We start from the raw sequence: 22,310 nt of genomic DNA on the forward strand, positions 1-22,310 counted from the left end.
ATTTTCAACTACAAGACTGTTTATTTCTGAAAAATGGGCGTACAATAGGGGTTACTCTACATGAGAAAGGAAGTGTCTGGAAATGATGGATCTTATGAAAACAGCGGCTGAAGTACAGCTGGTGGAAGACACAAAAGCAGTGCTGGCCTGTAATGAAGAAAGCGAACACTTTGGTCTTACTCTGTCCGGCGAGGATGCGCTGGCAGTGATGGAATCCCGAAATGAAAGCCTTAAGAAACACCAGCGCGTGGAGATTGGTCCATGCGTCATTAAAAAAATCATCCACCTTTTTTGTGATTCCCAGTATATCTGGCAGGATAATTATGTCAAGACGCTTAAGCGGCTGCAGGATATTTTTTTCCTGTATAAAAACGAATCCGATGATCTGGTTTCAGACGACGAGCTGCTGACCTTTATGCAGGAGCAGTTTGAGGGCGTGTGCTTCGGCGATCTCGACTACCTTGAAACCACCTGCCTTCAGCGCTTCTGTACGGCTGTGCGGGCCGGCTACCGCGGCTACCGGAAATCCGGCGGCCACAGCGAGTACAGCCTGTTTGACGAGGAACCGCGGTGGGATAAGGAGCTCTATATGAAGGTGCTCAGGGAGCTGGCCTGGGAGTAAAAAAGTCTATACGATCAGTCTTAAAGCGCATTGCCCGTTTTACTCAGAAAAAATTTCCTGAAATTTTCTGGTGTTCCCTTTTTGAAAGCATTCTTTTGAAGCACAAAATAAGTATTTTTGTGGTAAAAAACAAAATGAAGATCATCCTCTTTAAAATTGGTCAGCTCACTGTATTCCAAATGCTTCATAAAAGTACAGTCGGCGTAGTTTTCATAAAATAAAAACACAGGGGGCTTGTTTTCAACGTTATTCACTTTTCTTAGTTTGGCGCCCTTTAGCTTTGTCATAAAAAGGATAAAACGGTCATAGTTGCATGCATAAAGTTCAATAAGTACTACAAGGCTCAGTGCAGCTAAGCCGATGAGTGAAATCAGATCAAATTTAAACCCGCTTAAAAGAAAAATGATTATTTCCATTCCGGCGATAAGCACTCCCATGATTTTTATGTTCGTCATATCTTTGGATAACCCCAGGGTGTTTTTTTTCAGAAGTTCTTCAGTATCCGCCTTGGTGTAGTGCGGCTCATTTATGTATAGCGCTTCCATGATGACCTCCATTATTATCAATTCATAGCAATCTTTGAATTGATGAATTTTTTAAAATCATTTGGCAATCCTTGAATAAAACCTCTTCTATGAATTACAAAAAAATAATATCCAAAATAAACAATCCATAACGTCCCTTCGTCCTCATTACGCAGATTTGTAATATCAGAATATTGATACTTTTTGTTTTTTATCTCGATAATTTCTTCAGAATCATTAAAGAGAACGAATTCATTAATAATATAATCCTCATAAAAAAGGATTCTCCCTCTTGGGATAAATCCAGATTCTGCTCATTTTTTCCTTTCTGAAGCTTTCATTCTTTTGGCTAATACAAAGTTAATATATTGGGAAAAATGGAAATACACTAAACCTAATACCCCGAAAGCCAGGCGAAAATAAAAGAGCACAGAGTAGAATGACAGAGTAAACGGATCTATTTGTTTAAACAATAAGTAATCAAATAATAAAAATATTATTAGGAAGAGTAATTTTCTTGCCTCTATTTGATTTGGAAATTTTAAATATTTCTTGCTAATCTCTTTTACTTCTTCTTCAGTAAATCTCTGTTCGTTTATATATAGTAATTCCATAAAAACATGCCTTGCTTTTTTAGATCAGTTATTTTTTAAATGCAAAAACTTAATCAACTCGTTATATACCCCTAAAGATAGATCCGACCGTTTTACCAAAAAATAAAATCTTTCTGCCTTTAGGATTAAACGATTTTCATATTCAATTATCTCCATATCGCGATATTGAATATTTTTATGTTCTAAACAATCAATATGGTCATTGTAAAATTCTAATTTTTCATTGATTTTTTTGTTCATCAAGTTTCCAATAAAATTTATACCAATACCGATGCATTTAAAGCTTACCCATTTTGGTAAAAATATGGCCATAATAATTCCCAAAATCGCTGCTATAAACCAAATCCATAGATTTTCAACAACTACTATTCGCATAAGCGTAACAAATAATATGATCACCATGTATATAACTGCTACAATACGAAGAGCAATAAAAAACGGTTTGTTTTCAAACAATTTCCAGCATTCTTTCGGGAATTGTTTCATTTCTTCTTTGGTATAAGATGGTTCTACAATAAAATTAGGCTCCATTTTTCCTCCTTAAATGAATCTACTAAAAACGGACAAGTGCCATTTGAGCACTTATCCTTTAAAAATCTAACTCGCTGTTAAAAATGCACCGAGGGCTAAAATCGCTGTTAGCACTTCTCCAAAACCCGTTCCAAAACTTGCTGCAAATAGGACTAAAAGAAGCAGACCTACACTTGCTCCTAAAACGGTAATAACAGTTGATCTAAGCGCGCCTGTATCCGGTGGATCTGGCTGATTTAAATTGAATGTGTACATTACCTCTGTATATATAGAGGTTTCGCCTGTGGAAGTTTCAGCAACTTGTTCAACCTGTATATCAAATACAGGATTTCCTGCGCTATCAAGATAAAAAGCTAAGGTAAGCTTGCCATTACTGACCGTGTTTGCAATTGATACAGCTGGTTGCAATGAATCTGAGTCCCCGAACAACATTTTCATTGTCGTATCAAGATTATCATATGTTGCTTTTGCACTTTCGAGTTCCACTTCATCAAACTGGCCATCATTGATATTAAAGGAAATCTTTTGTTCTGCCGGAATACCTCCAAGAGCGACCATTGGTGAGAATTGTCCTGTAATCCCCATTTTATATTTTCCATCAACTACACCAGTATAAAATGGATACTCAACACTAAAGTCCCAACCTACGGATACATCAAATCCTAACGATTCCAGTGTATCTTCACATAAAACGCGCGGTAAATTTGAAACTGTAATAGAGCCAACTCCGCCATCTCTGCCGGAAGCGATGACTTTGTCGTAGTCCATATATCTTGACTGAACCCCAATATCGTCGAACCAATATTGATCAAAGGCCCAGTTTGGAGGCATTTTCTGGCCAATATTTCCAGAAAAACCAACAGACATATCGGCAACATAGCTGTATTCGCTCAGGTCTGCTGCTGCGACTTTCGAACAGCAGCTCCTGCTGGCATAAATACCAACACGGTAGTCGGAGCTTTGGTTAAGTTTAGTTTTTACAGCTCTGAAATATGGAATAATATTTGATTCGACTTCAAAGTCATAGACATCGAAATCAACAGCGAAATAAATAACGCTTGACCTCGGCAGTCCTAAACGATCCGCCGCTTCAATTGCGTATTGCGCATCGCTTGTTCCCTGATCGGAAGTGAAGTAGGGAGCTTTAGTGACTTCATGTACGATGCCTTTCATATCATCACCAGAACGTTCAAAAATCGGAATATAACGCAAGCCTGCTGCTAAAATTTTATTGATTTCCGAAATAGTAATCGGCCAATAGCCTGTGAGGTAGCGTCCGACATAATCAATGCCGATACCTTTAAAATACTGTGCTCTGTTTGAATTGATTCTTGCGGTGGTATCAATTGCGTTGGGAGCCCGATCTGTATTGCCTTTACTGATTAATAAAGCCGCCCATGTCGATAAGCCAACCCAGCCATCGGCATCTAAGGCCATCATTTCCTGAAAGTCCATGACAGCGGTCTGAACACCATAACCAAATCCACCATCAAATTCTCCGGGATCAAAACCATTCACATATAACATATACTGAAGCAAGATGACGAGTTCGGTTTGGCTGCTCCAAAGTGCAACGTTATGGTCATTCGCTCCCTGTGCTGTACTAGGGCCAAATACACCATTCGGCTCATCAATGCCCACTTCTTTCTGAAAAGCATAAAGCATGGCGTTACAGGTGTTTCGCCCATACGCACCGTCTACCGGGCAGATATTCAGGTCTTTCCAGAAACAATCGCTGTACTTTGAGTTTAAGCCTCTCTGAATCTCCTGAATTCTGGGGTCTCCCATACTGCCCCATACAACGGCATCCGTTGATAAAATGCCCTTAAAAGTTTTGGGATCAACCTCTCCATCCTGCGGCAGACCTGCCGCTTTTTTAAAGGCATTGACACCAATAATTGTTGCACCATCATAGGTTTTTGTCAAGTCTGATGAACTGTAGCCTTTACACCAAAGTGCTCCCTGTAGAATGTTAACCTTATTCCCAGCTGAGCCAAGTTTAAGGGTCGGGCACATTCTTGCTGTCAGCGGTCCGAATTCACCAGTAACTGGCGATACGCCAATTTCAATCTGTAATGCGGAGATCAGGGAAGCAATGGTTCCATTACCGGTTGCCCCGTCCTCGTCACAGTGAATATAGCCTGTTTTTCCCGAATAGGTATTGTTTAACCATACCTGCGTCATTAATACTTTCTGATCCATAATATAAATCCTTCTTTCTTTTTTTATTTTTTTAGTAAACCGGCAATGTGCACTTGCCGGTTTAAGAAGGACCGGTCCTCTGCTTTAGTTTTTGGCCTTATGCAGTGTCGGGCGCTTTGCATAATTCTATTTTAGCCGCGTTTCTATTCTTTGTCTGTGTGCAGTTTGTGTGTTTTTAATTATTCCACTGAAAATGCACAAAGCTTCTGTCATAATAGCGGATGGTCTTCAAGCCATACCGCTCACCCGCGTCTGCCACCGCATCGACGGTGTAGCCATTGGCGGCATAGACGGCAATATCGGCCGCCCGTCCCAGTTTATGGTAGGAATCCGGCACGCCGCCGACTTCTGCGTTGAGGATTTCACACCGTACGCCGGAGGTCACAACCAAGGGAATCCCCAGGTCTTTCCGAACCTGCTCCAGCTTTTCGATGAGCGTCCGGTTCATCGGGACCGGAAACCCATCGCAATATTTGCCGCCGCACTCACATTTAAACTCCTGCATATTAAAATGCTCGGTTACCTGTTCCTGCGGATCAAAAGCTGGCGCCGGATCGGCTGCGGCATAGCCAAACAGGGCCGCTTCAGTGTTATAGTCGACGATACCGTCAGTGACGAGTCCAAAATTGGCCTGCAGTGTCTTGACGGCCGCATCGGTTAAGGGGCCTGGAAGGCCATCCACCGGGCAGCCGCAGCCCTTTGCGTTCAACTGCGCCTGTATGCCGCGCACCTGCTCAGACAGGTGGTCTTTTGTCACCGGACCGGCAATGCCGTCGGCCTCAATGCCATAGCCTTCCTGGGCCCGCCTCACAGCAGCCTGGGTTTCGGGGCCATTAAAGCCGTCGACGGTCCCCGGCGCGTAGTTGCAGAGCTTAAGGGCTTCCTGTACCTGTGTTAAGGTCATCTCCATTATTTTTCACCTTCTTCCTTTTCGGCTTTCTTTTTTAATACCTGTTCTGAATCGCTGATGCTGGGGGTTGTCGGATCGACAATCACACCCATTGCAACGGCACAGATAACAACTGCGTTTAAAATCTTTTCGATTAAAGGCACGTTAAAATCCATTGAGATAAATCCCTGAGCGTACTGCAGGATCAAAACGATCAGGCCGATACAGGCAATCCAGAAGGCTTTGTTCTTTAATCGAATCTTTAAGTTCATTCCGATTATCACCTACTTTCTATCGAAGGCTGATGATGTTGTGGTATCGCGATAACAGCTATGCTTTCGATAAACACATTATAGCACCGCATTCGTGGACCGGCTGTGTTCACTTTGTGCTGTGTTTGCTTAAAAAGAAAAGAGCCTTTCGGCTCTTTGGAGGCAAGTGGGAGAATTTGATTACTTAACCTGGTGTTTCATCACTTGATTTGCTTTTGAGGCGACATGGCGGATATAATCATAGTCGTACTCGAGCTCCTCGGCGATCTGTACCAGCGATTTTCCAGTATAGCGCTGCATGTAAAATACTTTTTTCTGAATGTTTTTAAGCTTTGGAATTGCCTCAAGAATAACCTTAAGGCTTTTTTCAAGCAAGTGCTCCTGACGCCGCTGCTCATCCAGCGCCTCCCGGATAAGCGTTAGCTGCTTTAGAATTTGCTTTTTTCTTTCGACCTTTGTGTAGGGTGTTTTTTCAGATAAACGCATCCATTTTTCTTCAAGCTGAGTAAGATGGATAATCTCCTCCTGGATAATGGCCAGCTCGGCTTTCAGGCTGATGACAGAGTCGTCCTTTTCCAATAATTTCATATACTCCCACCTTTCGAATGAATTTTCTTTTTACAAACATATGTTCTTTAAAATAATCATACGCTCATCAAGAGGAAATGTCAACGAAATCCATTGGAGTGGACAAATATTTACTCTAATTTAAGCGAGTATTTTTTTGATTTTAAAGATGAATATTATCCTTTGCGGCTGTTTTTAAAATAAAGCTTTTTAGAAGTGTCATTATTTTGGACAGATTTTGTTCATTATAGTTGGATTTTCGTTAAAAACAGGCTTTTTAGGTTTGTTGCTTTTTATGACAGTGTCATTATTTTGAACGAAGTAAAAACAAAAACTAAGTAAAAAAATAAAATTACGGTGTTTTAGAGCAATAAATGGCTTTGTTCGCGGTTTGTTTTTGGCATAAAAATTGCATTTACTAAAGATTAAGATTTAATGCTGCTGCATTTGGGAGGAATAAGATGAAAAAATATGAACAGTTTATTGCAAAAGAAGACATTGAATTAATTCATGAGAATACCATTCGTATTCTGGAAAACGTCGGGGTCAAGTTTGAGCATGAGGAAGCTCTGGAGATTTTCAGGAAGCACGGCATACGGGTCGAGGGTGATGTCGTCTATATGGGTGAGAAGGACGTGCGTACGGCCCTGTCGACGGTTCCGGAGACCTTCACGCTGTACTCGGGCAGAGGAACGGTGGAGGTTGGAGACGGCAGTATGGTCAAGCTGCCGGTGGGCTGTCCGGCCTTTATCGAGGATCATGGCAATATCCGTAAAATTTTAAATAAGGACATTATTGATCTGTTTAAGCTTATTGATACCAGTCCATTGCTCGACTGTAACCATGTTAACTTTTTTACCGAATCGGAAGGCTTTTCCGATGATGTGAAGCGCTATTCCTATCTGGCGCTGCTCATGAAATACTCCAATAAGCCTTTCCCCTTTGCCATTCCCGATACCTCGGCAGAAAAGGGCAGCCTGCGGGAAGCCATGGCCGGCGGTATCCGCCTGATGAAACGGTTTGAGGGCGTTGAGGATAAATGTCTGGCTTCGGTGGGGATCAACCCCCTTTCACCGCTCTGCTATGACCATGCCCCCATTGAGCGGATCATCGGAACCTGCGATGAAAACCAGGGTATCTGGCTGGCCTCCTGTGTGATGCCGGTTTTAACAGCTCCGCCTTCGGTCGCTTCAATCCTGACCATGGTGAATGCGGAAATTCTGGCAGGCTTTGTTTTTACACAGCTCTTAAAACCAGGAACACCGATGATTTACGCCAATGTATCCGGCTCGACAGACTTGAGGACCATTCAACTGAGCATGGGGAATCCAGAGGCTGCGCTGATGATTTACGGAACAGCGGCTCTTGCCGATTATTACCGCGTTCCCTTCCGGGCCGGCGGCGCCATCAGCGACGCCAAGGATCTTGATTTCCAGGCAGGTATGGAATCCATGATGATGGCCGAAGCGACCGTAGAGGCAAAACCAGACATGATCCTCCACAGCACAGGCTGTCTGGGGACATACAATATCGTCAGCTTTGAAAAAATGCTGATGGACGAAGAAATCTTTGCCTATGCCGAACGGATTCATCGGGGTATTGATGTAACGGAGAAGAAAATCTGTTTTAAGGATATTGAAAAGACCGGGCCAAGGGGCAATTTCCTGTCTGGCAGAACGCCGAAGATGTATCGTGAAGAATTTTATCTTACCCAGTACCTGAACAAGGCCGACGCCAACGACTGGCAGAATAAAGGCCGGGTCGGGCTCAAGGAAAATGCCGGCCAAAAGGTGCAGGAGAGAATTGAGGCTTACCAGGCGCCGGAAATTACAAAAGAGCAGGAAGAATTGTTAAAGCCGTATTTGCCGGAAGCTTACCGGGACCAGATTTAGGAGGCCTGTCATGAGTAAGGGAAAACGTAATTTTCTTTTGGTGTTGATCAGTGTAATGGTGGGGATTATCTATTTTATCCCCTACCTCCGCTTTTTCTTTTATGACCAGATGCTGGACGGATTTCATCTGACCAATTTACAGCTGGGCACGCTTGGGTCAATTTATGGCCTGGTCGCCCTGTTCTGTTACCCGGTCAGCGGTTATCTGGCCGACCGTTTCAGCGCGCGCATTCTGCTGACCATCTCTTTTTTAGTCATGGCAGGGCTCACTTTCTGGCAGTCCACTTTTCCAGGCTATAATACACTGGTGGTTATCTATGTCCTGTACGGCTTCTTTACGACTGCCACTCTCTGGTCGCCTTATATCTGTTTTGTGCGCCATCTGGGAACAGAGGAGGAGCAGGGAAAGCTTTTTGGTGTCAGCGAGGCCATGCGCGGTGTGGTCAGCGCGGTAACCGGCTTTGTTTTTCTCTGGATGCTGGGCCTTTTTGTGGACAGCGTGGGAGGAATGCAGGTGCTCCTGTGGATTTCGGTGGGATTATATGTGCTCTTCGCGGTTTTGAGCATCGTCTTTTTACCTAAAACGGAGGTTAAGGGCTCAAAGCAGGACGGCCCTCAGGAAAAAGGAATGAAAAATATTATAAAAGCGCTCAGGCTTCCCGGCACATGGCTGGTTGCGTTCTTCCTGTTCAGCTGTTTTTGTGTGATCAATACCGGGACAAACTACCTCGGCACTTACACAACACAGGTGCTGGGCGTATCGGCCTCTGTCTCCAGCGGACTGGCGATTTTCAGAAGCTATGTCATCGTGATCGCGGCAGGTGTGCTGGGCGGTATACTGGCGGACAAGGCAAAATCCAGAGCGATTTTTATCAGCGGCCTTCTGGGCGGTATTATCGTGTGCGCAGCGCTTTTGATTTTCAGCAGCAGCCTGGTGACAATGGCCATTGTCATTACCATGGTCATGTCCTTCCTGTACTTTACGGTTAAATCTGTTTATTATTCAGTCATGGGTGAAGGCGGGATTCCCCTTGAACTGACCGCGGCCGCCACAGGCATCATTTCCTTTATCGCCTATGCGCCGGAGGCCTTTATGACAACCATTATGGGCTCGTGGATTGACGCGGACCCGGTGCTGGGCTTTAATAAGATATTCATCTGGATGATCAGTTTTTCGGTGATCAGCATCATACTGGCTGTGATAATTTACAGACGGCACAAAAAAGCTGAGGGCATTTAGCCCTCAGCTTTTTCCAGGTTGTACTTCTTAATCTTATTGTGCAGGTTTGTCCGGGAGATCTGGAGCTGCTTTGCGGCTCTGCTGATATTATGGCCGTTATTTTCAAGGGCGTCCTGGATGATCTTTGCTTCATAGGCGTTCATCAGCTGGCTGAGCCCTTCTTTCCCGCTGGTTCCGGGCAGGCCGGAGGGCGGCGCAGCTTCGGGAGCTGTATTTGTCCTAAGCAGGTACTCAGGTAGGTGGTGGGGCTTGATAAAGGCTTCATCCTTTCCCGCGAAATAGATGGCCTGGGTGATGATATGCCGCAGCTCCCGGACATTGCCGGGCCAGCTGTGGTATTCAAAAATCTGTTTTACCGCGCTGGACAGCCGGGTGACCTTTTTTCCGAGCACTGGCGCCATACTGCCAATAAAATACTCAGCCGTTTCAGAAATGTCCTCCCTGCGCCGGATAAGCGGAGGCAGCTCGATGGAGAAAACCGCCAGGCGGTAATAGAGGTCTGCCCTTAAATGGCTGTTTTCAATGGCGATGAAAGGCTCCTCGTTGATGGCGCTGATAATACGGCATTTACAGGGCTTTTCCTCCTGGCCGCCCACCGCGCGGAAGCGCCCGGTCTCCAGAACGCGCAGCAGCTTTGACTGGAGCCCGATATCCATAGAGTTGAGCTCATCCAAAAACAGAGTGCCGTTCTCAGCCTCTTCAAACAGGCCCTTTCGGTTGACCGCGCCGGTATACGAGCCTTTACAGGTGCCAAACAGGGTGCTTTCAAGCAGGGCTTCCGGGATAGCGCTGCAATTTACAGCCACGAAGGGATAGGGAGAAAAGGCACTGTAGTTGTGAATGCTCTGGGCAAAGACCTCCTTACCGGTGCCGGTCTCACCCCAGATGAGTACAGGGGCGTCTGTTTTAGCCGCGATTTTCCCCCGGTAGACTGCCTTTTGCAGCATCGGGCTGCTGCCGATCACATTGGCAAAGGTGTGCTGGGTACCGTTTTGCAGGTATTGGGAAGAGGCCTGGCGGTCGCTCTGCTTTTTGTTGCCGTCGGCGATCATTTCCAGATAATCCGAGACCTCGCGGTAAATGCACAGGGCGTAGTCGATTTTACCGTTTTTACCGTAAATGGGGTAGGTGCTGCACAGAATATTCGCCTCATTGCCGCCGACTGTGGTGTAGTAGTCCAGCGTTTCCTGATAGATTTTTCCGGTTTTCAGCGTATCGAGCACCATTGAGCGTTTTGGGCGGATGATGTTTGGAAACTGCTGTGGATTATAGAGATCCTCCGGGCTTTTTCCAATAACCTCTTCACGCCGCAGGGCTTCGATTTTTTCACATCCCTTTGAGTAACAGATGATCCGCCCCTCGGCGTCAAGGATCATCACGGCCATGTCAGTGATGCGCTCCAGATCGCCAATGCTCAGCGGGCGCAGCGCCTTTAAATCCTGTTCCATATTTTTACCTCTTTGTTTTAGGATTGATGATTAAGATATTGTGAGTAAGATAGTCGATTTTTGTTTTTTGAACTCTTTTTATAATTTTAATCAGCTTTAAGCTGCGGTTATTATACCATTTTTCTTAAAAATTGAAAACATTCAAAATTAAATATTGACAACGTTCAATAATGGGTGTATATTGAAAGCATTCAAAGTTGCGCGTCTTTGTAATTCAGGATGGAGAAATTAACTGAATCACTTTAATTATGTAAAGGAGAAAAACAATGGATGAAAACAGAGTAAGTGTTCCGGCAGATCCGGGAGGGGCCATGCTGTTTGTTTTTTCAATGGAAGTAATATCTTTTTGGGCCGTTTATCTGGATGTTTTTTCGGAGGGAACGTACTTAGTGCTTGGGTGTTTAATGCTGGCTGTTTATCCCGTTTATCTTATAGGCGCTTTTATTTATTATAAGCGCAATGATGCTTATATGGGCAATTGTTACTTCATTTTTGGCTCTCTTTTCGGAGGAATTTTTGGTTTAATCTACATTGCTCTGCATTTTGGATTTCTGTTTGGCTGGGATATGAATATTTCGATTTTAGCGATTCCCATGTTTTGGGGAAGTCTTGCTGTTTTTGCGCTGCTCAAGCCGATGCTTAAAGGGCCTGTTATTCCGCTTGTGGTTTATGGTATCGCTGCGATATGGCTTTTTACCTATGGATTAGAGCTGCTTTCTGTTGGCTCATTGATCATTTTTACAGTTAATAAATACCTGTCGCTGATTGTGGGAGTCGGCACAGCTTATCTTTTTGTCAATGATCTTTTGCTTTCAGCCGGAGACAGGGGGCTGCCGATGGGGCCGCTTCTGGGCCATTAGGCGTAAAAGCAGGAAGGAGGATTGACAGGCCTGTTTCCTGCTGTTTTTACTCCTCCTTAGCACAATATTTCCGTATGAGCCGGCTGGCCTTTGACTGGGTAATGCCGAGCTCCTCAGCCACGCCGACAGAGGTTTTTCTGCGGCTGTAGCAGTCCTGGAGGATGTAGCTTTTGACCTGATCCAGGAGCTGGTCGTAGGAATAGTAAAATTTATCATCCGTCCGGGGAACATGCATGCGGATTTCTTCGGGAACCTTGCTCTCGTAGATAATGGAGCCGCTGGTTAAAACATACATGCGCTCAATGACATTTTTGAGCTCACGGATATTGCCTGGCCAGTCGTAGTTGACCAGGGCGAGCAGGGTCAGAGCGTAAAAAACTTTGTTTGTGCCGTATTTTAAATTTTGCTTTTTCAGATAGTGGAGAGAAAGGGGGATGATATCCTCCTTGCGCTCTCTGAGGGGAGGGATATAGCTGATAAAGGAGCCGATACGCCAGTAGAGGTCCTCTCTGAAGTTTTTTTGCGCGATGGCAGTCTTTAAGTCCTTGTTGGTGGCGGAAATGATGCGCACATCCACATGGACAGGCGTGGTGCCGCCGACGGGCAGGAAGGATTTGCTCTCAATGGCGTGCAGGAGCTTTACCTGGAGGTTTAAAGGCAGATCCCCGATCTCATCGAGGAATACAGTCCCCTTGTCGGCAGATTCCAGCAGGCCCTTTTTTCCGCGGGTATTGGCGCCGGTAAAGGAGCCGGAGGCATAGCCGAAAAGCTCGCTTTCCAGCAGATTGTCGGGGATAGCGCCGCAGTTGATGGACATAAAAGGGCCAAAGCCGCGGTCACTGCACTGGTGGATGTACTCGGCGATCAGGGTTTTGCCAGTCCCGCTCTCCCCCAGCAGCAGGATGGACATGTCCGACTTCGCGATGCGTTCCAGCTCCACAATCCGCTTCAGAAAAGCATGGCTTTCCCCTACAATATTGCGCCTCTGGCGCTTTTTTACTTTCTCGGGCTTTTCCATGAGCTTAGCGTCAGCGTCAAAGTCCACATCCGAAAAATTTTCCTGAATCACATAGACGGTAAAGTCGATGTCGTCAGGCGTATCCTCTTTCATGACGGGGGTGTCGATGATTTCCATATAATTGCGCGACAGCATATTTTTCTGCCGGTAGATCAGCGGCCTTTTCATGGCCAGCATATTTTTATAGGCGGGCGGGTAGACAACGCCCTCCCATTTCCCCCAATCGCTGTCGCCCACCAGATCCTCGGGCAGTTTGCCGTAATGCCTTGAGATGGCCGGGTTCACGTAGATGGTTTTTCCGTTCTGGTCGCTGACAAAAACGCCCAGAAAAAGATTTTCAAGAATTTTAATATAGAGCTCCTTTGGAAGAGACATCAGATAGTTCAGGTATTCTTCGCTGTGCTGAAATGGATTGTTCACAAAATCACCGCCTTTTCCCTAGTATACCGGGAGTCTTTATAAAAAACAAGCGATTTCCGAAAAAATAGTCATTTTTGCATAGATTATTAAATATTAAAAAGTATAGGTAGTTAAAAATGATTAATAGGTTGTTCTTTTTTGGGGAGAAATGGCGCAGCTGGGGCTTTTTTAAGATTGGCACGGGTCTTGCGTTACTAAACGGCATGAATCGGAAAGCCGATCCTTCCAGAATCTGCAGAATGATGGAATCAAGTGTAATCAACGAAAAATGACTGATATGAAAAATTGGAGGAAAAACATGTACCCAAACCGTAATTTATTTGAGAAATATATCACCAGAGATGAAATTGAGCTGATCCATGAATATACCTTAAAAATTTTATCCGAGGTCGGTGTGGTCATTGAGAGTGACTACGCCGCGGAAATGTTCGCGAAAAACGGCGCCCACGTTGAGGGCCATAAAATTTTTATCGATGAAGCCCTTTTAAAACGGGGCCTCTCCACAGTGCCCAAGGAATTTGACATTTACAGCCCATCGGGGAAGCTTACCTTGGGTGAAACCGCCCCGACCATCTGCGCAGGCCCTGTGGCCCCGACCACCATACAGGATTTTGAAAACAACACCTACCGGCCAGCCAGCCTGAAGGATGTGGCAGAATACTATATGCTCCAGGAAACCAGCGCGGCCATCGACATGCCCACCCATTCCTGCCAGAACACAGACGATCTGGACAAATCCGGCGATGACTTCCACACGCCGCAGGTAGCCATGGGACTCAAATACTGCCGTAAGCCCATCTATCAGGGAAACACCATCACCCCCATCAATTACAAAAAAGGCTCCCTGGTGGAGGCAAACCAGAGGCTGGTCAAGCTGCACCGTGAGTTCTACGACATCTGGGATAAGCCTGTGACCATGTCCAACTGCTGTGTGCTCTCGCCGCTGGCCATCGGCGCAGAGGTCGTGGACACCATTGTGGGCGCAGTGCTTGAAAACCAGCCGGTCATTATTATCTCCTGCTCCATGACCAACCTGACCTGTCCGCCGACACTGGCAAGCGCCATTGTACAGGACAATGCCAATATCCTGGCCGGGATTGTACTCACTCAGCTCATAAACCCTGGTGTGGGCGCGGTTTACGGCTCAGTGACCTCCCCCACCGACATGCGCAATGTCCAGCTGGCTACCGGCGCGCCCGAAGCCGTGCTCATGCAGATGGGCCTGGTCGCCATGGGGCGTTACTATAACCTGCCAGTGCGCTCCGGCGTATCTGCAACCACTGCCGTTGACCTGGATTTCCAGTGTGGCGCGGAATCCATGATGACACTCATGACCGGCATGCTCGGCAAAACCGACTTTATCCTGAATACTGCGGGCGCTTACGGCGGTTATAACCTGGGTTCCCTTGAAAACTTTGTGCTGGATGAAGAAAACATCGCTTACCTCAGACGGGTGAACCAGGGCCTTGACATCACCGAGGACAAGCTGTATTTTGACCTCATTAAAAAAACCGGCCCCCGCGGCAATTATCTGAAGGGCCGCACGCCAAAGGATTACCGTAGGGAAAACTACTTCCCGAACATCTTTATCCGTGAGGGAGGCTCCCCGGCGGACGTGATTGAAAAGAACGGCAATCTGGTCGCCCGGGCCCGCAAGGTTATCAACGAACGGCTGGAAAGCTACGAGCTGCCGGATGTCACCACCACCCAGAAAAAGCTGTTGAATGAATACCTGCCGGAAGGCCATAAATACGATTTATAAAAGATAAGAAGAAAGAGGAGTAAAACAATGAGACGAAACGACCGACCATTACAGTTAGGCATGCACACCTATACCCTGCACCTCAGCGGACTTGGCGAGAGCTGGGGATTTGACGACACCCACGCCTTTGAAAAGTCCATCAACCTCATGCAGCTCATGGATCTGGCTGTGGAATGGGGACTGGACGGACTCCACATCACCAACGTGGATCTGGAAACCCTTGACGCCGCCCATCTGGCAGAGGTGAAGGCCGCAGCTGAGGAGCACGGGCTTTACCTGGAATACAACGTATCCTTTGACGCCCCCTGCGACCCGCGCGTCAACTCAAACGTGCACGACGCCCTGGTGAACGCCAAGGCCATGGGCGCAGATCTGGTCAAATTCAGCCTGGACATCGAGCGGCCAAAGCCGCTGTACGGCACCTGTTTTCATCCGGATGTCATGGCACAGCTGGCAGAGCGGTACCATGAATTCAAAGAGAATATTCCGCTCATGGAGGCGCTGGGGCTTCAGGTTTCCATCGAAAACCACTGCGACACCTACGCCGACGAGGTTATCTGGCTGGTAAAACAGCTGAACCACCCAGACATCGGGGCATGTCTGGACACCATCAATTCTCTGTGTGTACTGGAAGGCCCGGAAGCCTGCGCAGAGAAGATGGCACCTTACGCAAACTGCTGTCACTTCTGCGACAACAAGCTGGTCATCGACCCGGACGGCACCCACTCCATCGGGGTGGCCATCGGTGATGGGGATATTGACTGCGCCAAAATCCTGAAAATGCTCAAGGAGGAAGCGCCGCTTTCCCGAATCACCTTTGAGGTGGAGTATGAGATTGGGGAGGATACGCTGGAGATTGCCAGAGAAAAGGAAATCGAGGCCTGCAAAAAGAGCATCGACTTTCTGCGCAATGTGTTAAAGCTTGGCGTCCGCGGACGCTAAGCGGGAAGAGGGGATAATAATATGAAAGTAACCGGGAAAAAAAGATGGGTTGTACTCACGCTGGTCTCACTGCTCGGCGGGATTATGGTTTACGTGCCGTTTCTGCGCTACAACTACTACGACCAGATGATCACAGTGTTCACACAGTTTAAGCCCATTGTCTCAGAATCCTACGCCCACGAATTCATCGGCGATATTGGCCTGTGGTTTGGCATTTTCTCTGTCCTGATCTACCCGATCGGGGGGATTCTGGCTGATAAATTCAGCGAGCGGAACCTGCTGGTCATCGGCGCGGCCATCATGGGCCTTTCCTCCTTCTGGTATGGCATGGTGCCCGGCAGCACGGAGATCATGGTCATCCATATTCTTTACGGCATCGGCACCAGTATTTTCATCTGGTCCGCCTATCTGAAGGTTGTCCGCAAGATGGGGACAGACGCCGAACAGGGCAGAATGTACTCCACGTCGGAATTTGTAAGGGCCATTGTCGGCACAGCCATCGGCTTCTTTGGCGCAAGCCTTCTAAACAAAGCCATCTTCCCAGGAACAGGCGTGGACGCTCAGGTGCTGGGGCAGCAGTGGCAGATGATGCTGTTCTTTAACGGCGCGCTGTTCATCGTTCTGGGAATTTTGATTTTTATCCTCGTGCCGCGGAAGATTACAGGCGCTGAGGAGAGCAATGAGGTGGTTCAGGAGGGTTTCAGCATGAAGAGCATCATCACTGTTCTGAAAATGCCGGGTACCTGGCTGCTGGCGCTGCTGATTTTCTTCTGCTTTTCCTTTACCTCTGCCGGCGCAGGTTATCTCGGGACATACACCACGAATATTCTCGGCATCTCAGAGACACAGGCCAGCAATTTTGCGGTTATCCGCAACTATATTATCGCTGGGCTTTCCACCTTGGCCATTGGCTTCATCGCGGATAAGATCGGCTCAAAGGTAAAAACCCTGGGCATATACCTGGTACTGGCAACGGTTATGGCAGTGGTCATGGTTCTGACAAAGGACGCGACCATGCTGTGCATTGTCGTCACCTTTGTGTTCGCCACAGTCTATACTGGCATGCGCGGCATTTATTTCGCAACCCTGAGTGAGGTCGGGATTCCGCTGTCACTCACCGGCGTGGCGACTGGGATCATCTCCCTGATCTGCTACACGCCGGATATTTACTTTGCCAAGCTGGCGGGCTCATGGCTGGACGCCTACGGCAGCGCAGGCTATGATTTTATCTGGTACTGGGCCATCGGCTGCGGTATTCTGGGGATCATCACAGCCATTGCCACACTGGCCTATTCTAAAAAATTACAGGCAAAAAATAAAACGGAACAGCCAGCGGCAGACGCAGAATAATGAGGAGAAAAAATGAAACAACCATACAATTTTGCAGCAAAGGAAGAACTGGAGCTCATCCACACCCATTCCCTGAGGCTTCTGAAGGAAACCGGCGTTGTTTTCTACTGTGACGAAGCCCTGGAGGTTTTTAAAAAGCACGGCGCGCGTGTTGACGGCGAGACGGTTTTTATTGAAGAAAAAATGCTGAACGAGGCCCTCAGGACCATTCCCAAAACCTACGAATGGTACGGCCGGAAGAACACGCTGACCCTGGGCGGCGGCAAGCCCATCTACGCCTCCAGTTATGGCCCGATGTACGTCTATGAAGATGACAACTACCATTTCCCCACACCGCTGGATTTCGCCAACTTTGCAAAGCTGGACCAGAGCAGCAAGGTGGTGACCATCGGAAATCCCAACAACATGGATATGCCCCAGATCAAGCCCGAGGACCGGAGCAACTACGCCATGGCGGCCACCCTCATGTACCTTGACAAGCCGCTCATGGGTATGGTTGATGGAAAAAAGAGCGCCACAGACTGCCTGGATATGGTCCGCCGTTTCTACGGCATGGACGATTCCGACAAGCGCTGCGTGGTGTCTGGACTCATCAACGTGGCTTCGCCCTTCCACTATTCCCAGGCCATGTGTGAAGGCCTGATGAAATACGCCTCAGAAGGACAGGCAACCTTTGTGACCTCGGCAGGCATGAGCGGACTGACGGTTCCCGATACCCTCGCCGGACATATCCTGGTGGCAAACACCGAAATTCTGGCCGGAGTTGTGCTGACACAGCTCATCAACCCGGGCGTTCCGGTGGTCTACGGACTCCAGGGGCTTGGCTCAGACCTGCGGTATACGGTCGGCACCATGGGCAGCCCGGAGCAGTCGTTGATCTTCCAGACCGCCAAGGCCCTGGCAAACTTTTACGGTATGCCGGTCCGTACCGGCGGTCTCATGAATGACGCCAAGGATATGGACATCCAGGCCGGAGTAGAATCCTTTAACAGCGGCTACGCAGCCATCATGTCCGGCGTGGACGTTATGCTCCTGTCCTGCGGCATGCTGGATTCGGTCAATACTATCAGCTATGACAAGTACATTTATGACGAGGAAATGATCCAGTCCATCGAACGCTTTGTCCGCGGCTATGAGGTGACAGAGGAAACCCTGCAGCTTGATAAAATACAGAAGACCGGCCCGGGTGGCGATTTTCTGGGGAGAACCACAAGACTGTACCGCAAGGACTACTTTATGCCAGAGATCTGTAACCGGCTGTCCCACGGCAACTGGATCGCCGCCGGAAAACCAACCGTCAAAAGCCGGACCAAAGCCGCTTACCAGAAACGTCTGGAAGAATATGTGATGCCTGAAATGGATAAGGACCAGAAGGCCTTGATTGAAAAATACATTCCAAAGGAATACTGGTATTAAACCGTACAGAATAATAAAACACTTCAGACTGGGGTCAGAGGTCCTTTGATATAAGGGCCTCCCAGACTGTCATAAACCTGAGAGACGAAGTCTTTTACCTTAGAAAGAAAAAAGCGGCCTGCGGGAACCACCTTTAACAGATAGCTTCTTTACTAAAGTTGATCCTTAATTCCACCAGTGTCCGGCTGTTCCTATCGTGCAGCACGATTCCTGGCCGTTATCCACAGCGCCTGGACCTTTTTTCTTGTCTGGATAAAAGGCACAGTCTCGGGATACGCCACTTCTTTGACACGTTGAGAGGTCTTTCAATATAAGGGCCTTCTCCAGTCCAAATGATTTTAAGAGGGATTTCAGAAAAGAGGAGAAGAACATGGAAGGTAAAAATAAAGAAAAAGGTAAAAGTGTTTGGCAGGAGGTTGATAAGCGGGTGCTCATACCCGGGGGGATCTGCCTGTTCCTGGTCGTTCTGGCCGGGGCGGTCTTTCCCGCACAGTTCGAGACAGGGCTGAGCGCCTGTGTGGAATGGATCATGGCGCATTTTAAATGGCTGTACATCGTCTGCGTGTGCGCCGTCACCATTGTCTGCTTCTGGCTCATCTTAAGCAAGTATGGGAATATCCGCCTCGGCGGAAAAAAGGCAAAGCCAAGCTTCAGCCTCTTTACCTGGTGTACGCTGTCCCTCACCGGAACCATCGCTGTCGGTATCTGCTTCTACGGTGTATCCGGCCCGGTCAACGCCTTTATGAACCCGCCGGAATTTCTTCACGTTGCGCCTGGCAGCCCGGAGGCGGTTATCCCAAGCTTAAAATACTGCTTCCTGCATTACGGCATACCGCCCTATTTTCTAATGGTGTTTTTTGCCATGATCCTGGCCCTGGTCTACTATAACGGAAAACGGGATCTGCGGGGGAGCTCCACCCTCTTTCCGCTCATCGGTGAAAAGTCCAAAACCTGGATTGGGAATATCGCCAATATCCTCATGGTGGTCTGCCTGATTGTCTGCGGAACGAATATGGGCCTTGCGGTTATCCAGCTGAACGCAGGCATCGGTACGGTGGCGGGTATGACCGAGACGCCCGGCTTTGAGGTGGTTTTAATTATCGTCTACACCGTCGCGACGGTCATTTTCGCCACCTCCGGCGCCCATAAGCTCATGGGACGGCTGAGCAATGTCAATGCGGTCTGCTACGCGGTGATCCTCATTTTCGTCCTGTTTACAACGAGCGTGAACGATACCTTTAACCTGCTTTTTACCTCGCTTGGTGAGTTTGTGCGGGATTTTATCCCGATGATTTCCTTTGGTGACCCAATCTACCAGACAGGCTGGCAGAACAGCAATTCCATGTTCTACTATGCCTGGAATCTGGTCCCGGCCCTGATGCAGGCGCTTTTTTATGTCAGCATCGCCTATGGGCGTACCCTGCGCCAGTTCCTGCTCGTCAACTGCCTGCTGCCCTGCACCGTGGTGTTCACCTGGTACGCTGCCTTTGGCGGCAACGCCATGCTGGGCATTTTAAACGGCAGTGATCTGTTTGCCCAGATGCAGCAGTTCGGCGACGGCATCGCAACCTTTGCTTTTCTGGATACCCTTCCCCTGGGACAGATCATGAAGTGGGTGTTCATCATCGTGGCCATGATGACCTTTATCACCTTCTCCGATTCTGTGGCCTACTCCTTCCCCATGCTCCTGATGAAAAAAACCTCGACCGATATCTCCCTGACCAAAATCCCCAAAGCCTTAAACGCCGCAGTGGCTATCTTCATGGGCGTGCTGACCATGGTCCTGCTTTTTGTGGGCGGCTACGACGCCCTCAACCAGGTTATCGTGGTTTTGGGCTTCCCCGCGGTCATTTTTACCCTCATTGTCCTCATTGCCGGCGTCCGGTTTATCCTGCACCGGGATAAGTACGACGTGGCTTATATTGAGGAGATGGAGGAAGCGGAGCAGGCAGAAAAGGCTGAGATAAAAAGCGGCCATGCCGCAAGCAGGACATCAACAAGTTAATATAGAATTGTAGATACAGAACAGCCTGCCAAATAAAAATATTTGGCAGGTTGTTTTTGTTTACCGCCGTTTCAAATTAAGGGTTATTCATTTTTATTATAGGTGGAAATGCGAAAAAAACAATATTTTGATAAAAATGAATAACTCAAGCGGCTTTGTTTTTAGAAGAACCGCCTGTTTATGAGGGTTTCATGGGATAAAGGCTTTTGGCATAAAGCTTGCGTTACATAATTCATAACAAATGCGCATTGTAAACTTATGGAGGAATGGGTTATGTATCAGAATAGAAAATTGTATGAAAAGTATATTACGGAAGAACAGATCGAATTGATTCACGAATATTCAATGAAAATTTTGGAAGAGGTTGGAATTGCCATTGAAAATGATTATGCGCTGGAGGTGTTTAAGAAGCACGGCGCAGCGGTTGATGGACAGATTGTCCGCATCCCCCGAAAAATCGTAATGGACGCCATCGCCAATGTGCCGGATGAATTTACAGTTCATGGGCTGGAGCAGTCCGTAACCATTGGAGAAAAGCATGATCCGGTTAACACAGGGCCAAGTGTCCCTACGATGATCCAGGATTTTAATAATGGTGGGATATATAGAGACTCGCTGCTTTCAGATGCAGTCAACTATTACAAATTACAGGAAACCAGCCCGGTGGTTAATATTGCCATGAATTCTTGTACAGATACGCCGGATTTAGATAAAAATACAGATGATTATTTCACACCGCAGCTTGCTTTGACACTTAAGTCTGTCACAAAGCCCATTTATCAGGTGCACTGTGTCAATACAGAAAATTATAAAAAAGCAGATTTAATTCAGGCAAACCGAAACGTGTTGAACTTTCAAAAGCAGTTTTATGATGTATGGGATAAATATGTGAGCCTGACAAACTGCTGCGTGCTGTCACCGCTTGCCATTGGCGCAGATGTTGCGGCGGCCCTGATCGGCTGCGCACTCGAAAACCAGCCAGTTATTCCGATCTCCTGCTCCATGACAAACTTAACATCACCGCCCTCTCTGGCAGGCACCATCACCCACGATAACGCTACCCTGTTGGCGGCCATCACCCTGGTTCAGCTGATTCGGCCAGGCCTCGGCTGCGTTTACGGCACCGTCACTACGCCGACGGATATGCGGACAATTCAGCTGGCTGTCGGTTCTCCGGAATCCTATCTCATGATGATGGGGCTCATTGCCATGGCGAGATATTATGGTATTCCCGTACGCTCTGGTGTTGGAAGCAGCAATAGCTTTGATTTAGACTATCAGGCGGGCGTAGACGCTTTTATGATGTTGGAACCCGGATTCATGGGAAAAACGGATTTCATGCTAAATTCAGTGGGGAGCTATGGTACTTATAACCTTGGCAGTCCTGAAAAGATGGTTCTTGATGAACAGACCATCCTTTATCAGAAGCACATCAATAAAGGGCTGGACATCACAGCAGAGAAAATTATGTTTGATACCATCAAGGAGGTAGGCCCGAGGGGCAGCTACCTGAAAGGTAGAACGCCAAAGGCGTACCGGCAGGATCATTTTTTCCCCATACTGTTTAACCGCGATGGCGGCAAGCCAGCCGCGCTGCTGGAGAGCAAGGGAACCCTTATTCAGAGAGCGACCGCAGAGGTAGAAAAAAGATATGAAGCCTATAAGGCTCCAGACTTAACCACCACCCAAAAAGAGCTGTTGAACCAGTATTTGCCCGCAGGGTATAAATTTTAACA

18 protein-coding genes are annotated in these 22,310 nt (G+C 47.5%); 10 read left to right on the forward strand and 8 right to left on the reverse strand.

The annotated features are described in order from the left end of the window. The first annotated feature begins 82 nt into the window (after positions 1-82). Positions 83-622, forward strand: coding sequence for a DUF6323 family protein (locus tag B2M23_RS03390; RefSeq protein ID WP_038353350.1), 540 nt, complete (start codon positions 83-85; stop codon positions 620-622). Between the two features lie 20 nt (positions 623-642). Here the strand turns inward: B2M23_RS03390 and B2M23_RS03395 are convergent, their stop codons facing one another. The 6 genes from B2M23_RS03395 to B2M23_RS03425 all read right to left on the reverse strand — a co-directional run bounded on the left by B2M23_RS03395 (position 643) and on the right by B2M23_RS03425 (position 6,242). Further along, positions 643-1,167 (reverse strand): YcxB family protein, encoded by a 525-nt coding sequence (locus B2M23_RS03395; RefSeq protein ID WP_038353351.1) that lies wholly within the window; start codon positions 1,165-1,167, stop codon positions 643-645. A gap of 617 nt (positions 1,168-1,784) precedes the next feature. Next, positions 1,785-2,291, reverse strand: a complete 507-nt coding sequence (locus B2M23_RS03405) for a hypothetical protein (RefSeq protein WP_038353353.1) — start codon at positions 2,289-2,291, stop codon at positions 1,785-1,787. A 66-nt stretch (positions 2,292-2,357) separates the two neighbouring features. Beyond that, complete coding sequence (locus tag B2M23_RS03410; protein WP_052237378.1) at positions 2,358-4,493, reverse strand: glycoside hydrolase domain-containing protein; 2,136 nt, start codon at positions 4,491-4,493, stop codon at positions 2,358-2,360. A 175-nt stretch (positions 4,494-4,668) separates the two neighbouring features. After that, entirely contained in the window at positions 4,669-5,403 is a 735-nt protein-coding gene (locus B2M23_RS03415) for a peptidoglycan-binding protein (protein ID WP_052237379.1), read from the reverse strand. Beyond that, a complete protein-coding gene (locus B2M23_RS03420; protein ID WP_038353354.1) occupies positions 5,403-5,654 on the reverse strand; it encodes a phage holin in 252 nt (83 codons plus the stop codon). Before B2M23_RS03420 ends, B2M23_RS03415 begins: the two co-directional genes overlap by 1 nt. A gap of 180 nt (positions 5,655-5,834) precedes the next feature. Then, on the reverse strand, positions 5,835-6,242 hold the full coding sequence (locus tag B2M23_RS03425) for a hypothetical protein (protein ID WP_038353355.1): 408 nt from the start codon (positions 6,240-6,242) through the stop codon (positions 5,835-5,837). Between the two features lie 440 nt (positions 6,243-6,682). Between B2M23_RS03425 and B2M23_RS03430 the strand changes: the two genes are divergently transcribed. Both B2M23_RS03430 and B2M23_RS03435 read left to right on the forward strand, forming a co-directional pair. Continuing rightward, positions 6,683-8,113 (forward strand): trimethylamine methyltransferase family protein, encoded by a 1,431-nt coding sequence (locus B2M23_RS03430; RefSeq protein WP_038353356.1) that lies wholly within the window; start codon positions 6,683-6,685, stop codon positions 8,111-8,113. Positions 8,114-8,123: 10 nt separating this feature from the next. Next, positions 8,124-9,353: an MFS transporter gene (locus B2M23_RS03435; RefSeq protein WP_038353357.1), complete on the forward strand. Its 1,230-nt coding sequence runs from the start codon at positions 8,124-8,126 to the stop codon at positions 9,351-9,353. On the opposite strand, the gene B2M23_RS03440 is transcribed toward B2M23_RS03435, so the two are convergent. Beyond that, entirely contained in the window at positions 9,350-10,801 is a 1,452-nt protein-coding gene (locus B2M23_RS03440; protein WP_038353358.1) for a sigma-54 interaction domain-containing protein, read from the reverse strand. The two genes, B2M23_RS03435 and B2M23_RS03440, sit on opposite strands and share 4 nt — an antisense overlap. A 266-nt stretch (positions 10,802-11,067) precedes the next feature. Here B2M23_RS03440 and B2M23_RS03445 point away from each other — a divergent pair, with 266 nt between their 5' ends. After that, positions 11,068-11,661 carry a hypothetical protein gene (locus B2M23_RS03445; protein ID WP_013378427.1) on the forward strand — a complete coding sequence of 198 codons (594 nt, stop codon included), beginning with the start codon at positions 11,068-11,070 and terminating at the stop codon, positions 11,659-11,661. Between the two features lie 46 nt (positions 11,662-11,707). Here the strand turns inward: B2M23_RS03445 and B2M23_RS03450 are convergent, their stop codons facing one another. Then, the gene (locus B2M23_RS03450) at positions 11,708-13,099 is read right to left on the reverse strand and encodes a sigma-54 interaction domain-containing protein (protein WP_052237380.1); all 1,392 of its coding nucleotides are present in this window, start codon (positions 13,097-13,099) and stop codon (positions 11,708-11,710) included. 298 nt (positions 13,100-13,397) lie between these two features. Between B2M23_RS03450 and B2M23_RS03455 the strand changes: the two genes are divergently transcribed. The 6 genes from B2M23_RS03455 (at position 13,398) to B2M23_RS03480 (ending at position 22,308) form a co-directional block, all read left to right on the forward strand. Then, positions 13,398-14,861 (forward strand): trimethylamine methyltransferase family protein, encoded by a 1,464-nt coding sequence (locus tag B2M23_RS03455; protein WP_038353359.1) that lies wholly within the window; start codon positions 13,398-13,400, stop codon positions 14,859-14,861. A gap of 27 nt (positions 14,862-14,888) precedes the next feature. Continuing rightward, positions 14,889-15,803 (forward strand): sugar phosphate isomerase/epimerase family protein, encoded by a 915-nt coding sequence (locus B2M23_RS03460; RefSeq protein ID WP_038353360.1) that lies wholly within the window; start codon positions 14,889-14,891, stop codon positions 15,801-15,803. Positions 15,804-15,824: 21 nt separating this feature from the next. Next, the gene (locus B2M23_RS03465; protein ID WP_038353361.1) at positions 15,825-17,153 is read left to right on the forward strand and encodes an MFS transporter; all 1,329 of its coding nucleotides are present in this window, start codon (positions 15,825-15,827) and stop codon (positions 17,151-17,153) included. A 12-nt stretch (positions 17,154-17,165) separates the two neighbouring features. Further along, entirely contained in the window at positions 17,166-18,569 is a 1,404-nt protein-coding gene (locus B2M23_RS03470) for a trimethylamine methyltransferase family protein (protein WP_038353362.1), read from the forward strand. A 370-nt stretch (positions 18,570-18,939) separates the two neighbouring features. Continuing rightward, entirely contained in the window at positions 18,940-20,574 is a 1,635-nt protein-coding gene (locus tag B2M23_RS03475; RefSeq protein WP_038353363.1) for a BCCT family transporter, read from the forward strand. A 273-nt stretch (positions 20,575-20,847) separates the two neighbouring features. Further along, the gene (locus tag B2M23_RS03480) at positions 20,848-22,308 is read left to right on the forward strand and encodes a trimethylamine methyltransferase family protein (RefSeq protein ID WP_038353364.1); all 1,461 of its coding nucleotides are present in this window, start codon (positions 20,848-20,850) and stop codon (positions 22,306-22,308) included. The last annotated feature ends 2 nt before the right edge of the window (positions 22,309-22,310 follow it).

This window comes from Eubacterium limosum (assembly GCF_000807675.2).
GTDB lineage: Bacteria > Bacillota > Clostridia > Eubacteriales > Eubacteriaceae > Eubacterium > Eubacterium limosum.